Source organism: Streptomyces sp. NBC_01261, from assembly GCF_036226385.1.
Lineage (GTDB): Bacteria > Actinomycetota > Actinomycetes > Streptomycetales > Streptomycetaceae > Streptomyces.
This window is the reverse complement of the sequence record NZ_CP108463.1, coordinates 7442600-7460813: the sequence shown is the minus strand read 5'-3', so window position 1 is coordinate 7460813 and position 18214 is coordinate 7442600. Positions and strand designations below refer to the sequence as shown.

Below are 18214 nucleotides of genomic sequence, written 5' to 3'. Positions count from 1 at the left end.
ATATTGAGTTTTGCGTGTTAAATAGACGTAACCCTACGGTAGCCATGACCGAACCGGTCGGCACGACGTGTTTCGTGGAGTCCCGAGTGGATCGCACTGCCCAGCTCACAGCCCTCCCCGTGGAACGCACCTTCGTATACGATCCGCCACCCTTGTCAGGTTCGCTGCACCTCAGGGCGGCTGCCGTACTGGAAGGGAACTGGACGGGTGTCTCAACCGTCCCCTCCCGCGGCCTGTATCCGCACCAGTGGTCCTGGGACTCCGCGTTCATCGCCATCGGCCTACGGCACCTCTCACCGCTGCGGGCGCAGACGGAGCTGGAGACGCTGCTCGCCGCCCAGTGGGGCGACGGACGTATCCCGCACATCGTCTTCAACCCCTCCGTACCCCTCGACGCGTACTTCCCGAGCCCCGACTTCTGGCGCTCCTCGACCGCGGGGCGCACCGCGGGCGCCCCGCGCACCGTACAGACCTCGGGCATCGTGCAGCCACCGGTCCACGCGCTGGCCGCGTGGCTGGTCCACTGCGCCGATCCGGGCCTCTCCCGCGCGCGTGGCTTCCTCGCCGGTGTCTACCCCCGGCTGGCCGCCTGGCACCGCTATCTGCTGCACCGGCGGGACCTGGGTGGGGGCGGCCTCGCGTCCGTCGTGCACCCCTGGGAACAGGGTATGGACAACAGCCCTTGCTGGGACGCCCCGTTGGGCCGCGTCACGCCGACCCCGGCCCGCTCCTTCCGCCGCGCCGACCTCGACCACGGGGCCGCCGAGGACCGGCCCACGGATCTGGACTACGGCCGGTACGTGCGCCTCGCGACGGACTACCGGGACGGTGATTACAGGGATGGGCCGGGCGGGGGATACGGGGCCGGGGCAAGCGAGTTCGCGGTCGAGGACCCGTCCTTCAACGCGCTGCTGATCGCCTCCGAGCACGCACTGGCCCGTATCGCCCGGGAGTTGGGCGCGACGGGTACGGCCCGGCACGCGCGCGCGGAGCGGCTGACAGGGGTGCTGATCGAGCGGCTGTGGGACCCGGCGGAGGGCATGTTCTTCTGCCGCGACGTACGGGGCGAGGGACTGATCCCCGAGCGGAGCGTCTCCGGCCTGATCCCCCTCCTCCTCCCCGACCTGCCCCGGGACATCACCACCGCCCTCGTCCGTACGGCGTCCGGCCCGCACTTCGGGCTCGGCGAGACCACTCAACTCCCGCCCAGCTACGACCTGTTGGGCGAGGCGTTCGATCCGCACCGGTACTGGCGCGGCCCGGCCTGGTTCAACACGAGCTGGCTGCTGGAGCGCGGCCTGCGGCTGCACGGCGAGCGGGCGCGCGCGGACGCGCTCCGCACGGCGGTCCTGGAGACCGCCGCCGCCACCGACTTCGCCGAGTACGTCGACCCGTACGACGGCGGGGCGTGCGGCGCGACCGGCTTCAGCTGGACCGCCGCGCTGACCCTCGATCTGCTTCACGAGCCCCCTGGGCACGGCGTGTCCGCCGCGGGACTCGGCACGTTCGACATGAGTGACACACGTGACTGACACGGACGTCAGTGACACAGAAGTCAAGGTCGCCAAGAGAGTCAAGGGAGGGGACCGGGGATGACGGACCGGCATCATCTGCTCGTGCACGGCGGGACGTTCGCGGCCGTGGGCGACGGCGGGGACATCAGCGGCGTACGGGGCGGCAGTTCCCCGGACGGGTTATTCGTCCGGGACGCCCGGCACCTGAGCCGCTGGCAGTTGACGGTCGACGGCGCGGTGCCGGAGGCGTTGACACCGGTGGCCGACGGGGACATGGCACGCTGTGTCCTCGTCCCGCGCGGCGGCCGCCAGGAGCCGCCCGCACACACGCTCTTCCGTGAACAGGCCGTGGGCGACGGCGCGTTCGTCGAGTCGCTGAAGGTGACCAGCAACCGTCCGGTCCCGACGACGGTCCGGCTCGCGGTCACCGCCGACGCCGACTTCACGGACCAGTTCGAACTCCGCTCCGACTACCGCACCTACGCGAAGACCGGCGCCACCCGCTCCCGCCAAGTCCTGGAGGACGGAGTCGAGTTCGCCTATCAGCGCGGCGAATGGCGTTCCTGTACGACGGTCACGGCCGAGCCCGCTCCGGACGGCGTCGAGGAGACCGGCACCGGCGCCCGCCGCATGGTGTGGACCCTGGACCTCGAACCGCACGGCACCGCCGAGTTGGCGCTCCGCGTGATGGCCCGCCCGCACGGCGACAAGCGCGCCCTGCGGGTACCGCGCTCACCGTCCGCCCTGAACGACCAACTCATCGCGCTGGAGGGCGAGTACGTCCAGGGCGTCTCCTTCCCCACCGGCTGGCCGGAGTTGGCCGCGGCCTGCGCCCGGGGCCTGTCGGACCTGGCCTCGCTCCAGGTCCCGGCGACGGGCCCGGACGGCGAGGAGTTGCGCGTACCGGCGGCGGGAGCCCCGTGGTTCCTGACCCTGCTGGGCAGGGACGCGCTCCTCACGTCCCTGTTCGCGCTCCCGTACCGCCCCCAACTGGCCGCAGCCACCCTCCCCGCCCTCGCCGCGACGCAGGCGACGGCCGTGGGCGCGGAGTCGGTGTCGCAGCCCGGCAAGATCGTGCACGAGGTGCGGCACGGCGAGTTGGCGCACTTCGGGCAGGTGCCGTACGGGCGTTACTACGGCTCGGTGGACGCGACCCCGCTGTTCCTGGTGCTGCTGGGCGCGTACGTGGAGCAGACCGGCGACACGACGCTCGCCCGGCGCCTGGAACCCAACGCCCGTGCCGCGATCGGCTGGATGCTCGACCACGGCGGCCTGACCTCGCGCGGCTACCTGGTCTACCGCGCCGACCAGGGCGGCCTGGCCAACCAGAACTGGAAGGACTCCCCCGGCGCGATCTGCGGCGCCGACGGCACGCGGGCGAGCGGTCCGGTGATGGCGGCGGGAGCGCAGGGTTACGCGTACGACGCGCTGCGCCGCACGGCTCAACTCGCCCGCACGGTATGGGAGGACGAGACCTACGCGGCCCTCCTGGAACAGGCGGCGTCCGATCTCCGGGACCGTTTCCAGCGGGACTTCTGGATGCGGGAGCACTCCTTCCCGGCGCTGGCGCTGGACGGCGAGGGCCGCCAGGTGGACGCGCTGGCGTCGGACGCGGGCCATCTGCTCTGGTCCGGCCTGCTGGACAAGGAGTACGGCGAGCTGGTCGGCCGCAGGCTGCTGGCCCCGGACTTCTTCTCGGGCTGGGGAGTCCGCACCCTGGCGTCGGGCCAGGCGGCGTACCACCCTCTCTCGTACCACCGGGGTTCGGTCTGGCCGCACGACAACGCGCTGATCACGCTGGGCCTGGCCCGCTACGGCCTGCACGACGAGGCCCGCACGGTCGCGCACGCGCTGGTCGACGCGGCGACGGCGACCGGTCACCGCCTCCCGGAGGTCCTCGCGGGCTACGGCCGCGACACCCACCCGGAGCCGGTTCCGTACCCGCACGCGTGCGTACGGGAGTCCCGTTCGGCGGCTGCTCCATTGGCGCTGCTCACGGCGGTCGGGGGCGCGTGACACAACGGTGATAAGCCGTTTGCCGGGTGTTTGCCCAGTTCCGTGAACAGGGGCCCGAGGCAACTCGTACGGAAGAGCGGCGGTCCTGCCTCCCCAGTCGGACCGCCCCTCCACTCCGATCACGGGCCTCGCACGGAAGGACCTTCGGGTTGCCTCAGCACACGAGCACACGCCAGACACCGAATACGGCCGGGGCAGCCGATGGCGAGGTACCGCCGCCGGACACGAACGACGAACCGACGCCGGGGGCCGCGATATCAACGCCGGAGACCGCACCCGGGCCCTCCGACAGCGCCGCCGGCACTGGGCCCAAGTCCGGTGCGGGCGCGGGGAGTTCCACGGTCGGCGAGGGTGAGGCCGACGCGGACAGTTCCGCGGTCAGCGAGGCCGAGGCCGGCATTTCTGCAGGCGCGGAGACAGCGGCCGGGCTTCGCGGGGGCGCGAAAACGCGGGGCAACGCTTCGGCGGGCACTGGTAGCAAGGCCGACGCCGTCGTTTCCACAAACGCGGAGAGAGAAGCCGGGCTTCGCGAGGGCGCGGAAACGCAGGCGAATCCTTCGGCGAGCACCAACAGCAAGGCCGACGCCGGCACTTCCACAAGCGCGAAGACAGAAACCGGGCTTCACGGGAGCACGGAAACGCAGGCCACCCCTTCGGCGAGCACCGGTAGCGAAGCCAAGACCGGAACCTCCGCAGCTGCCGACACCGAGGTCGACCTTTCCATGGTCGCGGACGCCGAGGCCGACTCTTCGGCGGACGCCGACGGCAAGACCAAGGCCAGAACCTCCGCAGTCGCCGAGACGAAGGCCGAGCGCCTCGCGAGCGTCAAGAGCAAGGCCAGGCCCTCTGCCGGCGCCGCGACCAAGGTCGGCTCCCCCACAGGCGCCAAGGCCAAGGCTGGTTCGCCCACGAGTGCCAAGGCCGAAGCGGGCACTTCCGCAGCCGCCAAAACCGAGGCCGGTTCCCCCGCCGTCACCGAGACCGAGCCCGGTTCACCCACAAGCCCCAGGACCGAAACCGGCACCTCTACAACCTCCAAAACCGAGGCCGGTTCCCCCGCCGCCACCGAAACCGAGCCCGGTTCACCCACAAGCCCCAGGACCGAAACCGGCACCTCTACAACCGCCAAAGCCAAGACCGGTTCCCCCGCCGTCACCGAAACCGAGCCCGGAACCCCTGCCGCCGCCAAGACCGAAGCCGGCGCCTCTCCCGCCGTCGGAACCGAGCACGCCGAGGCCCCCGCGCCCGAACGGGCCGTAGAAGCACCGTCCGAGGCCACGGCGGAAGCCGTGCTCGAAACCGTTTCCGCCGCGACGCCCGACACCGCGTCCAGCACCGTGAAGCCCCCGGCAACCGAGGCCGCCACCGCGGTCGCAGGCACCGAAGCACCCGACTCCGAGGTCGCCGAGGACACCACCGCGACCGCCTCGGACACCGGAGTCGAACCCGACGCCTCAGCCACCGACGCGGACACGGACACCTCAACCGAATCCGCCACAGCCCCCGGCACCACCCCCGAGCCCCCCGCAGCCACCCCCCGCCCCGGCATCCGCACCCGGAGCAGCCGGCTCGGCATCCGGCGTCGTATGCAGGCCTGGCGCGAGAGGCACCCCGTAGCCGCGCTCACGCTCTCCTGGGTCGTCACGTTCCTCGCTGCCGTGCTGGTCTACATCTGCCTCGAAATGCCCAACACGCTGGGCCAGTTGAGGCTGATGGAGTTCGCGCGGATCCCGGCCGAGGCGATCATGGCGGCGGTGATTCTGCTGAGCCTGCCGCGGCGGGCCCGAGTCATCGTGGCCGCGGGATTCGGCGCTCTCGTCGGGACCATCGCCGTGTTGAACATGTTCGACATGGGGTTCAACGAATACCTGGGCCGGCACTTCAACATCATCCTGGACTGGAGCCTGTTCGGGGATGCCCGCGGGTATCTGAAGGACACCTTCGGTGGCACGGCCACGCAGGTCATCACGGTCGGCGTCATCGCCCTCATCGTCGTGCTGATCGTCCTCGTCGCACTGGCGATGGTCCGGCTCAGCAACGTCCTGGTGACCTACAAGGCCATCGCGACCAAGGGCACCCTGATCGCCGGCACGGTGTGGATCACCCTCACCGCGTTCGCGCTGGAGTTCCACGGCATCCCGCTCGCCGCCGACCACACCGCCGGCGTCATCAAGTACCAGGTGCGCGCGGTGCAGGAAACCCTGCGCGACGAGGCCGAGTTCAAGAAGGTCGCCAAGGTCGACGCCTTCGGCAACACCCCCGGCAGCCAGCTCGTCCCGGACCTCCGCGGCAAGGACATGATCTTCACCTTCATCGAGAGCTACGGCCGTAGCGCGATCGAGGACCCGATCATGGCGCCCGGCGTCGACTCGACGCTCGCCGCCGACACCCAGGCCCTCTCGAAGGCGGGCTTCGCCGCGAAGAGCGGCTGGCTGACCTCGGCGACCTACGGCGGCAGCAGCTGGCTCGGTCACTCCACCACCATGTCGGGCCTGTGGGTCAGCAACCAGCAGCGCTACCGCACGGTGATGGCCAGCGACCACCTGAGCCTGACCGACGCCTTCAAGAAGACCGGCGACTACGACACCGTCGGCGTGATGCCGGGCATCCAGAAGGGCTGGCCCGAGCAGAGCTTCTACGGCCTCGACAAGGTCTACAACGCCTTCCAACTCGGCTACCAGGGACCGAAGTTCAGCTGGTCGACGATGCCCGACCAGTACGCGCTGGAGCAGTTCCAGAAGCAGGTGCACAGCAAGCCCCGCACCGACGGCAAGTCGCTGATGTCCCTGCTGATCCTGACCTCCAGCCACCAGCCCTGGGCACCGATCCCGAAGCTCGTCCCCTGGGACCAGCTGGGCAACGGTTCGATCTTCGACTCGATCGAGAAGGCCGGCAACAAGGCGTCCAGCGTGATCGCCGACACCACCAAGTCCCGCCAGGAGTACGGCAAGTCGATCCAGTACTCGGTGAACTCCCTCACCCAGTGGCTGGAGCGCTACGGCAACGACAACACCGTGCTCGTCTTCCTCGGCGACCACCAGCCGATCGCCCGCGTCAGCGGCAACCACGCCAGCCGTGACGTCCCGATCTCGATCGTCGCCAAGGACCCCAAGGTCCTTCAGAAGATCGACAGTTGGAACTGGTCCGACGGCCTGCGCCCCGCACACGACGCCCCGGTGTGGAAGATGAGCTCCTTCCGCGACAAGTTCCTCACGGCGTACGGCTCGACGCCCCACCCGAAGACGAACTGAGCGGCAGCAGCAGAACCGAGCCCCCGCCCAACGGAGTTCAGCCCCCGGACGTGTCCAGTTCCGCGTCCTCGCCGATCCCCGCGCAGTCGTACGGGTCCTTCAGCCAACCGTCCGGCAACACCACCCGGTTGTTGCCGGACGTACGGCCGCGGGGCCCGTCGGCGCCCACCGGCCAGGGCTGGTCGAGGTCCAACTCGTCGAGCCCGGACCGGAGTTCCTCCAACGACGACGTGATCGCGAGCCGCTTGCGCATCTCGCTCCCGACCGCGAAGCCCTTCAGGTACCAGGCGACGTGCTTACGGAAGTCGATGACTCCCCGCGCCTCGTCCCCGATCCACTCACCGAGCAGCGTCGCGTGCCGCACCATGACGTCCGCGACCTCGCGCAACGACGGCTCCAGGACGTCCTGTTCACGTCCCTCGAACGCGGCCACGAGATCGGCGAACAGCCACGGGCGCCCGAGACATCCGCGCCCGACCACGACCCCGTCGCACCCGGTCTCCCGCACCATCCGCAGCGCGTCCTGCGCCGACCAGATGTCGCCGTTGCCGAGCACGGGGATCTCCGGCACATGCTCCTTCAGGCGCGCGATCGCGTCCCAGTCCGCCGTACCGCCGTAGTGCTGGGCGGCCGTGCGGCCGTGCAGCGCGATGGACGTGACACCCTCCTCGACGGCGATGCGGCCGGCGTCGAGGAAGGTGATGTGGTCGTCGTCGATGCCCTTGCGCATCTTCATCGTGACGGGCAGGTCACCGGCCCCGCTGACGGCCTCCTTCAGGATCGCCCGCAGCAGGTTCCGCTTGTAGGGCAGCGCGGAGCCGCCGCCCTTGCGGGTGACCTTCGGCACCGGGCAGCCGAAGTTGAGGTCGATGTGGTCGGCGAGCCCCTCCTCCGCGATCATGCGGACGGCCTTGCCGACGGTCGCGGGGTCGACGCCGTACAGCTGGATCGAGCGAGGCTTCTCGGTCTCGTCGAAACGGATCAGCTGCATGGTCTTGTCGTTGCGCTCGACCAGCGCCCGGGTCGTGATCATCTCGCTGACGAACAGGCCCTTGCCGCCACTGGCCGCATCCTTTGACTCGCCTCCGGCGAATGCTTCGCCTTCGGCGAAGGACCTGCACAGGGTACGGAAGGGCGCGTTGGTGATCCCGGCCATGGGGGCCAGGACGACGGGCGGCGAGACGGTGTACGGGCCGACCCGCAAGGGGGTCACAGCCGGGGACACGGGCGGGGAGACAGGCACGGAGACGGGCGTGGACATTGCCCCATTGTCCCGTACGTCGCCGGGTGCCCGACCCCACCCGGCGCCCTCGCCCTGCCCAGGATCATGTATCGGTAATTAGTTAGCCGCACTATCGAGTTTGGCGTACGATGGTGCGCATGCCCGAGCTCAGCCACCGCCGCCGACAGCTGGTGCTCGCGATCTGCTGCATGAGTCTGCTGATCGTGAGCCTGGACGTGACCATCCTGAACGTCGCGCTGCCCGCGATGCAGACCGATCTCCACGCCTCGACCTCCGGTCTGCAGTGGACGATCGACGCGTACACCCTGGTCCTGGCCTCCCTGCTGATGCTGGCGGGCTCCACGGCCGACCGGATCGGCCGCAAACGGGTCTTCATCGCCGGCCTGGTGGTCTTCAGCCTCGGCTCACTGCTCTGCTCCCTCGCGCCGGATCTGGACGCGCTGATCTGGTTCCGCATGATCCAGGCGGTCGGCGGCTCGATGCTCAACCCGGTCGCCATGTCGATCATCACCAACACCTTCACCGAGCCGCGCGAGCGGGCCCGGGCGATCGGTGTGTGGGGCGCGGTCGTCGGCATATCGATGGCCGCCGGTCCACTGATCGGCGGGCTGCTCGTGGACTCGGTCGGCTGGCGCTCGATCTTCTGGATCAACCTGCCGGTGGGGCTGGCCGCGCTGCTGCTCACCCTGAAGTTCATCCCCGAGTCCCGCGCGCCCAAGGCCCGCCGTGCCGACCCGGTCGGTCAGCTCATGGTGATCGCCCTGTTCGGCTCCCTGACGTACGCGATCATCGAGGCGCCGAGCTCCGGGTTCACCTCGATCCTGCCCTTCGCGATCCTCGCGCTGGCCGCCCTCGCCGGGCTCCTCTGGTACGAGCCGCGGCGCGACGAACCCCTCATCGACCTGCGCTTCTTCCGTTCGGCGCCGTTCAGTGGGGCGACGGTGATCGCGATCAGCGCGTTCTCGGCGCTGGGCGGCTTCCTGTTCCTCTCCACGCTGTATCTGCAGAACGTGGTCGGTCTCGACGCGCTGCACGCCGGTCTGTGGATGCTGCCGATGGCTGTGCCCACGTTCCTCTGCGCGCCGATCTCCGGGCGGCTGGTCGGTAGTCACGGGCCGCGAATATCCCTGCTGATCGCGGGGACGGCGATGACGGCGAGCGCGGTGCTGTTCGCCGGGTTCGAGGCGGAGACGTCCGGGGTCTCGCGGTTCATCGGGTACGCGTTGTTCGGGATCGGGTTCGGGTTCGTGAACGCGCCGATCACGAATACGGCGGTGTCCGGGATGCCTCGCGCTCAAGCGGGGGTCGCGGCGGCCGTGGCGTCCACGAGTCGGCAGTTGGGGCAGACGCTCGGGGTCGCGGTGGTCGGGGCGGTGTTGGCTTCCGGGGTGGTGGCGTCGTCGTACAAGGAGACGTTTGTGTCTGCGGCTCGGCCCGGGTGGTGGATTTTGGTGGCGTGCGGGTTGGCTGTGCTGGTGCTCGGTGCGGTGACCAGTGGGGTTTGGGCACGTCGGACTGCTGACCGTACGGCTGAGCGGTTGCAGTCTGTCGAAGTACGCGAAGCCGCTGGGATCAACGCCTAGTTGTGCGGGTGCGGGTCCGCTGTGACTGGTCGCGCCCGCGCGGCGGTAGCCGCACATCAGATACAGCCGTGCGCCCCTGGGGTGACTTACCTTGCCTGCGCCAGTTCGTGCAGCTTCTCCAGGCGTGCTCGCGACTCCTCGTCCGCGGGAGCATAGGTCACCATCCTCGGACCCCTCGCCGGGCCCAGCCACAGGTCTGTGTGGTCGACCGTGATGCGGCCCACGTGGGTGTTGCGGAACTCCTTGCGGCGCGGGCTGGCGCCCATGACCTCGTGGCGGTCCCAGACCTCGCAGAACTCGGGGGACGTGCGGAGGCGCTTGAGGAGGGTCTTCCAGGTGGGGTCGGCGAGGTGGTCGGCCATCGAGCCGCGGAAGCGGGCGGCCATGAGGCGCTGGGACTTCTCCAGGTGCACGATCGACGACTGCCACTCCTCGTGCGTGTAGGAGAGGATCATGCAGTTGCGGTCCTCGGGCGGCACCGCGTCCAGGTCGCAGAGCAGCATCCCGTAGGTGCGGTTGTAGGCGAGGATGTCGTACCGGCTGTTCTGCAGACAGGCCGGGATCGGGTCCAGTTGGTCCAGCATCGTCTGCAGGGCGGGCGTGACGACCGCGCAGCTCGTGGCCGGCCGGGGGTCGATCGCACCGGCCAGCTGGAAGAGGTGGGCGCGTTCGCTGCTGTCCAGGAACAGGGTGCGGGCGAGGGCGTCGAGGACCTGTACGGACACCTGAATGTCCCGGGCCTGTTCGAGCCACGTGTACCAGGTGACCCCGACCGCGGCGAGCTGCGCGATCTCCTCCCGGCGCAGGCCGGGCGTACGGCGCCGGGTGCCGCGCGGCAGGCCGACCTGCTCGGGGGCGATGTGCTCCCGGCGGTGACGCAGGAACGCGGCGAGTTCATGCCGCCGGACCGTCGACGCGGTCTGCGGAGCACCTGCGGCCTCGACCGTCGCCTCCGTCACCGCCGCCTCGGTCACCGCTTCCTCTGTCACCGCTGCCTCGGTCACCGTCTCCTGTGCCATCGTCGTCATCGCTCCAGTCTGCCGCTCTGCGGAGCCTGTTTCCAGGTAGTCCTGCTACCAGGATAAGGACACTCTGGTACCAGTCTCGCGAGAGGCGCACGCTCGTCAGCGTGACCGAAACCATCGCTTCCCGCACCGTCCGATCCCCGGCGGCGGCACCCGTGCTCAGCGCCCTCGGACTGTTCACGGTGCTGCTGGCCGCGGCGCTGCCCCTCATCGACTTCTTCATCGTGAACGTGGCCCTGCCGACCATCGGCAGGGACCTCTCGGCGAGCGAGGCCGTGCTCGAACTCGTCGTCGCCGGCTACGGAGTCTCGTACGCCGTGCTGCTCGTCCTCGGCGGCCGGCTCGGTGACCTGTTCGGGCGCCGGCGGCTGTTCCTGGGCGGGATGGCCGCGTTCGGTGTCACCTCGCTCGCGTGCGGGCTCGCACCCACCGCGTGGACGCTGGTCGCCGCGCGGATCGCGCAGGGCGCGGCGTCCGCGGCGATGCTCCCGCAGGTCCTCGCCACCATCCAGTCCGCGACCCAGGGCCCGCGCCGCGCCAAGGCGATGGGCCTGTACGGCGCGACCGCCGGCCTCGCCATGGTCGCCGGCCAGATCCTCGGCGGGATCCTGGTCGCCGCGGACATCGCCGGTACCGGCTGGCGCGCGGTGTTCCTGGTGAACGTGCCGGTCGTCGTCATCGGCCTGTTCCTGGCCGCCAAGGTCGTACCGGAGACGCGTTCCCAGCACCCGGAGCCGGTGGACGTGCCCGGCACCTTCCTGCTCGGCGCGTCCCTGCTGGCGCTGCTGGTGCCGCTGACCGAGGGCCGGGCGGCGGGCTGGCCGCTGTGGACGTGGCTGTCGCTGGCCGCGTTCCCGGGGCTCGCGTCGGCGTTCTACGCGGTGGAGCGCAGGGCGGACCGGCAGGGCCGTACGCCGCTGGTGCCGCCGAGTCTGCTGGCGCTGACCTCGCTGCGGCGCGGGCTGGTGATGATCCTGCCGTTCGCGATCGGCTTCAGCGGGTTCATGTTCGTGATCGCGGTGGCGTTGCAGAGCGGCGCGGGTCTCGGCCCGGTCGCGGCGGGCCTGGCGCTCGTCCCGCTGGCGGTGACCTTCTTCCTCGCCTCGCTCGCCGGGCCGCGGCTGGTGACCCGGTACGGCACGCGCGTCGTGACGGCGGGTGCGGTCATCCAGGCGGTGGGCCTCGGGCTGATCGTGCTGGCCGTGTTGCGTTCGTGGCCGCATCTCGGGTTCGTCGAGCTGCTCCCCGGCGCGGCCGTCGCCGGTGCCGGTCAGGCGCTCCAACTCCCCATCATCTACCGGATCATCCTGTCCGAGGTCCCGGCCGCCCGTGCCGGTGTGGGCGCCGGCGTCATGGTCACCACCCAGCAGTCCGCGCTGGCACTGGGCGTGGCCACGCTCGGCACCCTCTTCCTCTCCCTGGTCCCGGGGATGGGCATGCGGGACGCCCTGGCGACAACCCTGGTGGTGCAGCTGGCCGGGGTCGTCCTGACCGGCCTGCTCAGCCTGCGGCTGCCGCGCACGATCGGCTGACATTCCGGACGACATTCCGGACGGCACCCGGGATGTCATGTTCACAGCTTGGACAACTCGGCGTGAATTGAGCCCTGTTGATGTTGGTCTTGCTGCACACTCCTTGCCGGAGACTCCTGAACGGAGGCGAGGCGCATGTTGCAGATCAACACGAGCAAAGTGAGCCGCTGGGACCAGCACGGGCGGGAACATGTCGTCCGCGTGCAGCGCAAGGGCGCGCAGCGCACGATCGTGTGCGACACCTGCGGCTGGAAGAAGAACGCGCAGTTCCTGCCCTGGCTGAAGGCGGAGGAGCATCTGGCCGAGGAGCACCAGGCGACGGTGGATCCGACCACCGACTGACCGGGGAGCGGAGACCGGGGAGCGATGAGTTCGCGAGGCGAGGAGAGTCGTATCCGATACGACTCCCCGGACCGGAAGGCCGACCGATGAGCTCTCTCCACGACACCCTGCGCCGACGCGTCGACGACGGCACCGTGCCGGGGGCGGTGGGCCTGGTGGCCCGCGGCGACGACGTCGAGGTGGTCGCCGTCGGCTCCGTCGACGTCGAGGGCACCGCCCCGATGGCCCGCGACTCGATCTTCCGGATCGCGTCGGTCAGCAAGCCGGTCACGGCGGCGGCGGTGCTGGCGCTGGTGGAGGACGGGCGGCTCGCGCTGGACGCCCCGGTGGCGGAGTGGCTGCCGGAGCTGGCGAAGCCGACGGTGGTCCGCACGCCGTCCTCGCCGGTCGACGACGTGGTCCCGGCGGAGCGCCCGGTCACGGTCGAGGACCTGCTGAGCTTCCGGGCCGGCTGGGGCTTCCCGGACGACTTCTTCCTGGCGGCCGTCCAGGAGCTGCTCGCGTTCCAGCAGGACGGTCGCGCGCCCTACCTCCAGCCAGGGCCCGACGAGTGGCTCGCCGCCCTGTCCCGGATCCCGATGGTGCGCCAGCCGGGCGCCGCGTGGCTCTACAACACCTGCTCGGACATCCAGGGCGTCCTGGTCGCCCGCGCCTCGGGCTCGTCCTTCCCCGACTTCCTGGCGGAGCGGTTCTTCGGGCCGCTGGGCATGCCGGACACGGCGTTCGCGGTGCCGGAGTCGAAGCGGACCCGCTTCACCACCGCCTACACCCCGGGCGAGCCGGGCGCCCTGGAGCGGGCCGACACCCCGGACGGCGGCTTCAGCCGGCCCCCGGCCTTCCCGTCCGGCGCCGGCGGCCTGGTCTCGACGGCCGACGACCTGCTGGCCTTCGGCCGCATGCTCGCGAACGCCGGCGCCGCACCGGACGGCACCCCGGTCCTCTCCCCCACCTCCGTGAGCCGCATGACCACCAACCACCTCACCGCGGCCCAGCGCGAGGCCGCCACCCTCTTCCTGGAGGGCCAGGGCTGGGGCTACGGCGGCCAGGTCGACGTCGCTCCGGTCGACCCGTGGAACGTCCCCGGCCGCTACGGCTGGGTCGGCGGCACCGGCACCACGGCCCACGTGGTCCCGCCCACGGGCACGGTGACGGTCCTGCTGACCCAGGTGGCGATGACCGGCCCCACACCGACAGCGCTGATGCGGGAGTTCTGGGGGTGCGCGGCGGGGCACTGACCCTCTCGCCCCACCGGCACGGCCTGCTCCCCGACCGTCACCGTCACCGTCACCGTCAAGGTGAACTGACCGGAATCCACTGCCAGTTCACCGCAACCCGCGCACCAACAACTCCACCATCGCCCCGAACTCCCCCTCCACGCCCGGCTTCAGCCACTCCCGCGCGTACGAGGGGTCATGAAAGCGGCCGGTGGCCTGGAAGACGACGCGGGCGGCGACGGCCGGGTCGGTCACCGTGAAGGCGCCGCTGTCGACGCCCGCCCGCACGATCTCCGTCAGCTGACCGGTGAGTTCGGCGATGTGCTCGCTGACCGCCTCGCCCGCCTCCTCGGCGAGGACCGAGTACGTGGCGAACAGCTCGGGATCGCCGCCGGCCTTCTTCCGCTTGGCGTCGAACAGTCCCGCCAGCCAGTGCCGCAGCCGGGTCTCCGGGTCGCGGTCCTCCGTCACGAAACGGGACAGCATCCGCGAAGTCCGGTCCAGCCAGCGCTTGGTGACCGCCTCGCGCAGCGCGGCCTTCGTCCGGAAGTGCCGGTAGACGGTGCCATGGCTGACGCCGAGCGCGCGGGCCACGTCCACCACGGTGGCCTTCGCCGGGCCGTGGCGGCGCAGCACCTCCTCGGTCGCTTCGAGGATGCGCTCGGCGGTCAGGGTCTCGCTCGGTGCCATGACGAAGACCGTACCCGCAGGCCGGATCAGCGCTCGCTGTCGAGGTGCGCCATCATCGCCGACGGGTAGCGGTCGCCCACCGCCGAGTCCGCCGGTACGGCCGCCTCGATCGCCGCCAGGTCCGCCGCGTCCAGTACGACGTCCAGCGCGCCCAGCGACTCCGCCAGCCGCTCCCGGGTGCGCGCGCCGACCAGGGGCACGATGTCCTCGCCCCGCGACAGCACCCAGGCGATGGCGAGTTGGGCGACGGAGACGCCCTTCTGCTCGGCGAGCTTCCGCAACTGCTCGACCAGGGTCAGGTTGTGCTGGAGGTTCTCGCCCTGGAAGCGCGGCGAGTGCGTCCGGAAGTCGCTCGCGCCGAGCTGCCGGTCGGACGTGAAGTGCCCGGAGATCAGTCCGCGCGACAGCACGCCGTACGCCGTGACGGAGATCCCCAACTCCCGGGTGACCGGCAGGATCCGGTCCTCGATGCCGCGCGTGATCAGCGCGTACTCCAGCTGCACGTCCGCGATCGGGGCGGTCGCGGCGGCCCGGCGGATCGTGTCGGCGCCGACCTCGCTGAGGCCGATGTGCCGGACGTAACCCTGCTCGACCAGTTCGGCGATCGCGCCGACCGTCTCCTCGATCGGTACGTCGGGATCGACCCGGGCGATCCGGTACACGTCGATGTGGTCGACGCCGAGGCGCTGGAGGGAGTACGCGGCGAAGTTCTTGACCGCGGCGGGCCGGCCGTCGTAGCCGGACCAGCCGCCGTCCGGACCGCGCAGCGCCCCGAACTTGACGCTGGTGAGCGCCTGTTCGCGCCGGGCGGCCGGGGCGGTGCGCAGGGCCTCGCCGATCAGCATCTCGTTGTGACCCATGGCGTAGAAGTCGCCGGTGTCGAGGAGCGTGACGCCCGCTTCGAGGGCGGCGTGGATGGTGGCGACGGACTCGGCCCGGTCGGCGTCGCCGTACAACGCGGACATGCCCATGCAGCCGAGGCCGAGGGCGGAGACCTGGGGGCCGGTGGTTCCGAGAGTGCGCGTGGGGATCGTCATGCGTCCCACCTTGGCATGACAGCTGACAGATTTCAATATCTGTCATTCCATATTTGTCAGCCGACCGCACGCCGGCCCGATCGAGTGGTACAGACCTCTTGACGAAAGGTCTGGACCACGAGCACTGTCATGCCTACGACACACGACACCTCACCGCACCCCCACCGGGAGGCCCGTATGCTCCGTCGACTCCTCACCGCCGCCCTCACGACGGCCACGCTCCTCGTCCCCCTCTCGATCGCCACCGCCTCCACGGCGTCCGCGGCCGACACCTGCGCCGTGAAGTCCCGCCCCGCCGGCAAGGTCCTGCAGGGGTACTGGGAGAACTGGGACGGCTCCTCCAACGGCGTTCATCCGCCCTTCGGTTGGACCCCGATCACCAACTCCGCGATCGCCACCCACGGCTACAACGTGATCAACGCGGCCTTCCCGGTGATCCGTTCCGACGGAACGGCCCTGTGGGAGGACGGCATGGACGCGGGCGTGAAGGTGGCCACACCCGCCGAGATGTGCGCGGCGAAGGCCTCCGGCCAGACGATCCTGATGTCGATCGGCGGCGCCGCCGCGGGCATCGACCTCAGCTCGACCACCGTGGCCGACAAGTTCGTCTCGACGATCGTGCCGATCCTGAAGAAGTACAACTTCGACGGCATGGACATCGACATCGAGACGGGCCTGGTCGGCAGCGGCAACATCGGCCAACTCTCCACGTCCCAGGCCAACTTGATCCGCATCATCGACGGCATCCTCGCCCAGATGCCGTCCAACTTCGGCCTGACGATGGCCCCGGAGACCGCGTACGTCACCGGCGGCAGCATCACGTACGGCTCGATCTGGGGCGCGTATCTCCCGATCGTGAAGAAGTACGCGGACAACGGCCGCCTGTGGTGGCTCAACATGCAGTACTACAACGGCAGCATGTACGGCTGCTCCGGCGACTCGTACTCGGCGGGCACGGTCGCGGGCTTCACCGCCCAGACCGACTGCCTCAACAAGGGCCTGGTCGTGCAGGGTACGACGATCAAGGTGCCGTACGACAAGCAAGTACCGGGCCTGCCCGCCCAGTCGGGCGCGGGCGGCGGCTACCTGTCACCGTCGCTGGTCTCCCAGGCGTGGAGGCACTACGGCACGTCCCTCAAGGGCCTGATGACCTGGTCCATCAACTGGGACGGCTCGAAGAACTGGACCTTCGGCGACAACGTGAAGTCCCTGCAAGGGCGTTGAGAGCAGCGCACAAAAAACCGCGGGCGGGCTGATCAACTCAGCCCGCCCGCAGTCCCGTTCAGAACTCAGACCCTAGGCACCGATCAGGCGACCCGCGAGGTAGCCCTCGATCTGGTCCAGCGAGATGCGCTCCTGCTTCATGGAGTCGCGCTCACGCACCGTCACCGCGTTGTCCTCAAGCGTGTCGAAGTCGACCGTCACGCAGTACGGCGTACCGATCTCGTCCTGACGCCGGTAACGACGGCCGATCGCACCCGCGTCGTCGAACTCGATGTTCCAGTTCTGACGCAGCGCGGCGGCAAGGCCCTTGGCCTTCGGGGACAGCTCCGGGTTGCGGGACAGCGGAAGCACCGCGACCTTCACCGGGGCGAGCCGGTGGTCCAGGCGCAGCACCGTGCGCTTCTCCAACTTGCCCTTGGCGTTGGGCGCTTCGTCCTCGACGTACGCGTCGAGCAGGAACGCCAGCATCGCGCGGCCGACACCGGCGGCGGGCTCGATGACGTACGGCGTCCAGCGCTCCTGGGCCTCCTGGTCGAAGAAGGAGAGGTCCTGGCCGGAGGCCTTGGAGTGGGCGTTCAGGTCGTAGTCGGTGCGGTTGGCGACGCCTTCCAGCTCGCCCCACTCGTTGCCGCCGAACTGGAAGCGGTACTCGATGTCAGCGGTGCGCTTGGAGTAGTGGGAGAGCTTCTCCTTGGGGTGGTCGTACCACCGCATGTTCTCCTCGCGCAGGCCCAGACCGGTGTACCAGTTCCAGCGCTGCTCCATCCAGTACTCCTGCCACTTCTCGTCCTCGCCCGGCTTGACGAAGAACTCCATCTCCATCTGCTCGAACTCGCGGGTCCGGAAGATGAAGTTGCCGGGCGTGATCTCGTTGCGGAAGGACTTGCCCATCTGCGCGATGCCGAACGGCGGCTTCTTCCGCGAAGCGGTCTGCACCTGGGCGAAGTTGGTGAAGATGCCCTGGGCGGTCTCGGGGCGCAGGTAGGCGACGGAGCCGGTGTCCTGCGTCGGGCCCAGGTGGGTGGAGAGCAGGCCGGAGAACTCCTTGGGCTCGGTGAACTGGCCCTTGTTGCCGCAGTTGGGGCAGTTGATGTCGGCGAGGCCCTTCTCGGGGGCGCGGCCGTGCTTGGCCTCGTACGCCTCCTCCAGGTGGTCCGCGCGGAACCGCTTGTGGCACGAGGTGCACTCGGTCAACGGGTCCGAGAAAGTGGCGACATGGCCGGAGGCGACCCAGACATCGGGGGCCAGGATCACGGACGAGTCGAGACCGACCACGTCCTCGCGCGACGTCACCATGTAGCGCCACCACTGGCGCTTCAGGTTCTCCTTTAGCTCGACACCCAGGGGCCCGTAGTCCCAAGCGGCGCGCTGGCCGCCGTAGATCTCACTACTGGGGAATACGAAGCCACGGCGCTTGCTCAGGCTGACGATGGTGTCGATCTTGTCGGCGGCCACGATGCTCTCTTCATGACGAATGGACGGTAAGGAGGGGCGGCGCGAAGCGCCTCGATGGGGGGTGGTGGTCGGGAGACGGTCGGGCGAA

At 70.0% G+C, this 18214-nt stretch carries 13 protein-coding genes; 8 read left to right on the top strand and 5 right to left on the bottom strand.

The genetic code is table 11. The features are described from left to right. The first annotated feature begins 86 nt into the window (after nucleotides 1–86). The 3 genes from OG226_RS33190 to OG226_RS33180 all read left to right on the top strand — a co-directional run bounded on the left by OG226_RS33190 (nucleotide 87) and on the right by OG226_RS33180 (nucleotide 6781). A complete protein-coding gene (locus tag OG226_RS33190; RefSeq protein ID WP_328683480.1) occupies nucleotides 87–1532 on the top strand; it encodes an MGH1-like glycoside hydrolase domain-containing protein in 1446 nt (481 codons plus the stop codon). Nucleotides 1533–1592: 60 nt separating this feature from the next. Then, nucleotides 1593–3530, top strand: coding sequence for an amylo-alpha-1,6-glucosidase (locus tag OG226_RS33185; RefSeq protein ID WP_327404240.1), 1938 nt, complete (start codon nucleotides 1593–1595; stop codon nucleotides 3528–3530). Nucleotides 3531–5116: 1586 nt separating this feature from the next. Next, nucleotides 5117–6781: a sulfatase-like hydrolase/transferase gene (locus tag OG226_RS33180; protein ID WP_329353582.1), complete on the top strand. Its 1665-nt coding sequence runs from the start codon at nucleotides 5117–5119 to the stop codon at nucleotides 6779–6781. Between the two features lie 37 nt (nucleotides 6782–6818). Here OG226_RS33180 and dusB read toward each other — a convergent pair whose 3' ends face one another. Further along, nucleotides 6819–8042, bottom strand: coding sequence for a tRNA dihydrouridine synthase DusB (gene dusB / locus OG226_RS33175; protein ID WP_328683479.1), 1224 nt, complete (start codon nucleotides 8040–8042; stop codon nucleotides 6819–6821). Between the two features lie 119 nt (nucleotides 8043–8161). Between dusB and OG226_RS33170 the strand changes: the two genes are divergently transcribed. Further along, complete coding sequence (locus OG226_RS33170) at nucleotides 8162–9607, top strand: MFS transporter (protein ID WP_329350954.1); 1446 nt, start codon at nucleotides 8162–8164, stop codon at nucleotides 9605–9607. Between the two features lie 86 nt (nucleotides 9608–9693). Here the strand turns inward: OG226_RS33170 and OG226_RS33165 are convergent, their stop codons facing one another. Further along, complete coding sequence (locus OG226_RS33165) at nucleotides 9694–10635, bottom strand: helix-turn-helix transcriptional regulator (RefSeq protein ID WP_329350953.1); 942 nt, start codon at nucleotides 10633–10635, stop codon at nucleotides 9694–9696. Nucleotides 10636–10736: 101 nt separating this feature from the next. Here OG226_RS33165 and OG226_RS33160 point away from each other — a divergent pair, with 101 nt between their 5' ends. From OG226_RS33160 to OG226_RS33150, 3 genes are all read left to right on the top strand, one after another. Then, nucleotides 10737–12164: an MFS transporter gene (locus OG226_RS33160; RefSeq protein ID WP_329350952.1), complete on the top strand. Its 1428-nt coding sequence runs from the start codon at nucleotides 10737–10739 to the stop codon at nucleotides 12162–12164. Between the two features lie 135 nt (nucleotides 12165–12299). Further along, nucleotides 12300–12506 carry a hypothetical protein gene (locus tag OG226_RS33155; RefSeq protein ID WP_328683475.1) on the top strand — a complete coding sequence of 69 codons (207 nt, stop codon included), beginning with the start codon at nucleotides 12300–12302 and terminating at the stop codon, nucleotides 12504–12506. An 86-nt stretch (nucleotides 12507–12592) separates the two neighbouring features. Continuing rightward, a complete protein-coding gene (locus tag OG226_RS33150) occupies nucleotides 12593–13741 on the top strand; it encodes a serine hydrolase domain-containing protein (RefSeq protein ID WP_329350951.1) in 1149 nt (382 codons plus the stop codon). A gap of 87 nt (nucleotides 13742–13828) precedes the next feature. Here OG226_RS33150 and OG226_RS33145 read toward each other — a convergent pair whose 3' ends face one another. Both OG226_RS33145 and OG226_RS33140 read right to left on the bottom strand, forming a co-directional pair. Next, on the bottom strand, nucleotides 13829–14410 hold the full coding sequence (locus tag OG226_RS33145; RefSeq protein WP_328683473.1) for a TetR family transcriptional regulator: 582 nt from the start codon (nucleotides 14408–14410) through the stop codon (nucleotides 13829–13831). 26 nt (nucleotides 14411–14436) lie between these two features. After that, nucleotides 14437–15447 carry an aldo/keto reductase gene (locus OG226_RS33140; protein WP_329350950.1) on the bottom strand — a complete coding sequence of 337 codons (1011 nt, stop codon included), beginning with the start codon at nucleotides 15445–15447 and terminating at the stop codon, nucleotides 14437–14439. A gap of 177 nt (nucleotides 15448–15624) precedes the next feature. On the opposite strand from OG226_RS33140, the gene OG226_RS33135 reads away from it, so the two are divergent. Continuing rightward, nucleotides 15625–16671 carry a chitinase gene (locus tag OG226_RS33135; protein ID WP_329350949.1) on the top strand — a complete coding sequence of 349 codons (1047 nt, stop codon included), beginning with the start codon at nucleotides 15625–15627 and terminating at the stop codon, nucleotides 16669–16671. 72 nt (nucleotides 16672–16743) lie between these two features. Here the strand turns inward: OG226_RS33135 and OG226_RS33130 are convergent, their stop codons facing one another. Further along, nucleotides 16744–18126, bottom strand: coding sequence for a glycine--tRNA ligase (locus tag OG226_RS33130; RefSeq protein ID WP_328683470.1), 1383 nt, complete (start codon nucleotides 18124–18126; stop codon nucleotides 16744–16746). Between the last annotated feature and the right edge of the window lie 88 nt (nucleotides 18127–18214).

Coding starts and splice junctions, on each gene's coding strand:
- OG226_RS33185 (WP_327404240.1), top strand. CDS start 1,593: ATGACGGACCGGCATCATCTGCTCGTGCACGGCGGGACGTTCGCGGCC.
- OG226_RS33180 (WP_329353582.1), top strand. CDS start 5,117: ATGCAGGCCTGGCGCGAGAGGCACCCCGTAGCCGCGCTCACGCTCTCC.
- dusB (WP_328683479.1), bottom strand. CDS start 8,042: ATGTCCACGCCCGTCTCCGTGCCTGTCTCCCCGCCCGTGTCCCCGGCT.
- OG226_RS33170 (WP_329350954.1), top strand. CDS start 8,162: ATGCCCGAGCTCAGCCACCGCCGCCGACAGCTGGTGCTCGCGATCTGC.
- OG226_RS33165 (WP_329350953.1), bottom strand. CDS start 10,635: ATGACGACGATGGCACAGGAGACGGTGACCGAGGCAGCGGTGACAGAG.
- OG226_RS33155 (WP_328683475.1), top strand. CDS start 12,300: ATGTTGCAGATCAACACGAGCAAAGTGAGCCGCTGGGACCAGCACGGG.
- OG226_RS33150 (WP_329350951.1), top strand. CDS start 12,593: ATGAGCTCTCTCCACGACACCCTGCGCCGACGCGTCGACGACGGCACC.
- OG226_RS33145 (WP_328683473.1), bottom strand. CDS start 14,410: ATGGCACCGAGCGAGACCCTGACCGCCGAGCGCATCCTCGAAGCGACC.
- OG226_RS33140 (WP_329350950.1), bottom strand. CDS start 15,447: ATGACGATCCCCACGCGCACTCTCGGAACCACCGGCCCCCAGGTCTCC.
- OG226_RS33135 (WP_329350949.1), top strand. CDS start 15,625: ATGCTCCGTCGACTCCTCACCGCCGCCCTCACGACGGCCACGCTCCTC.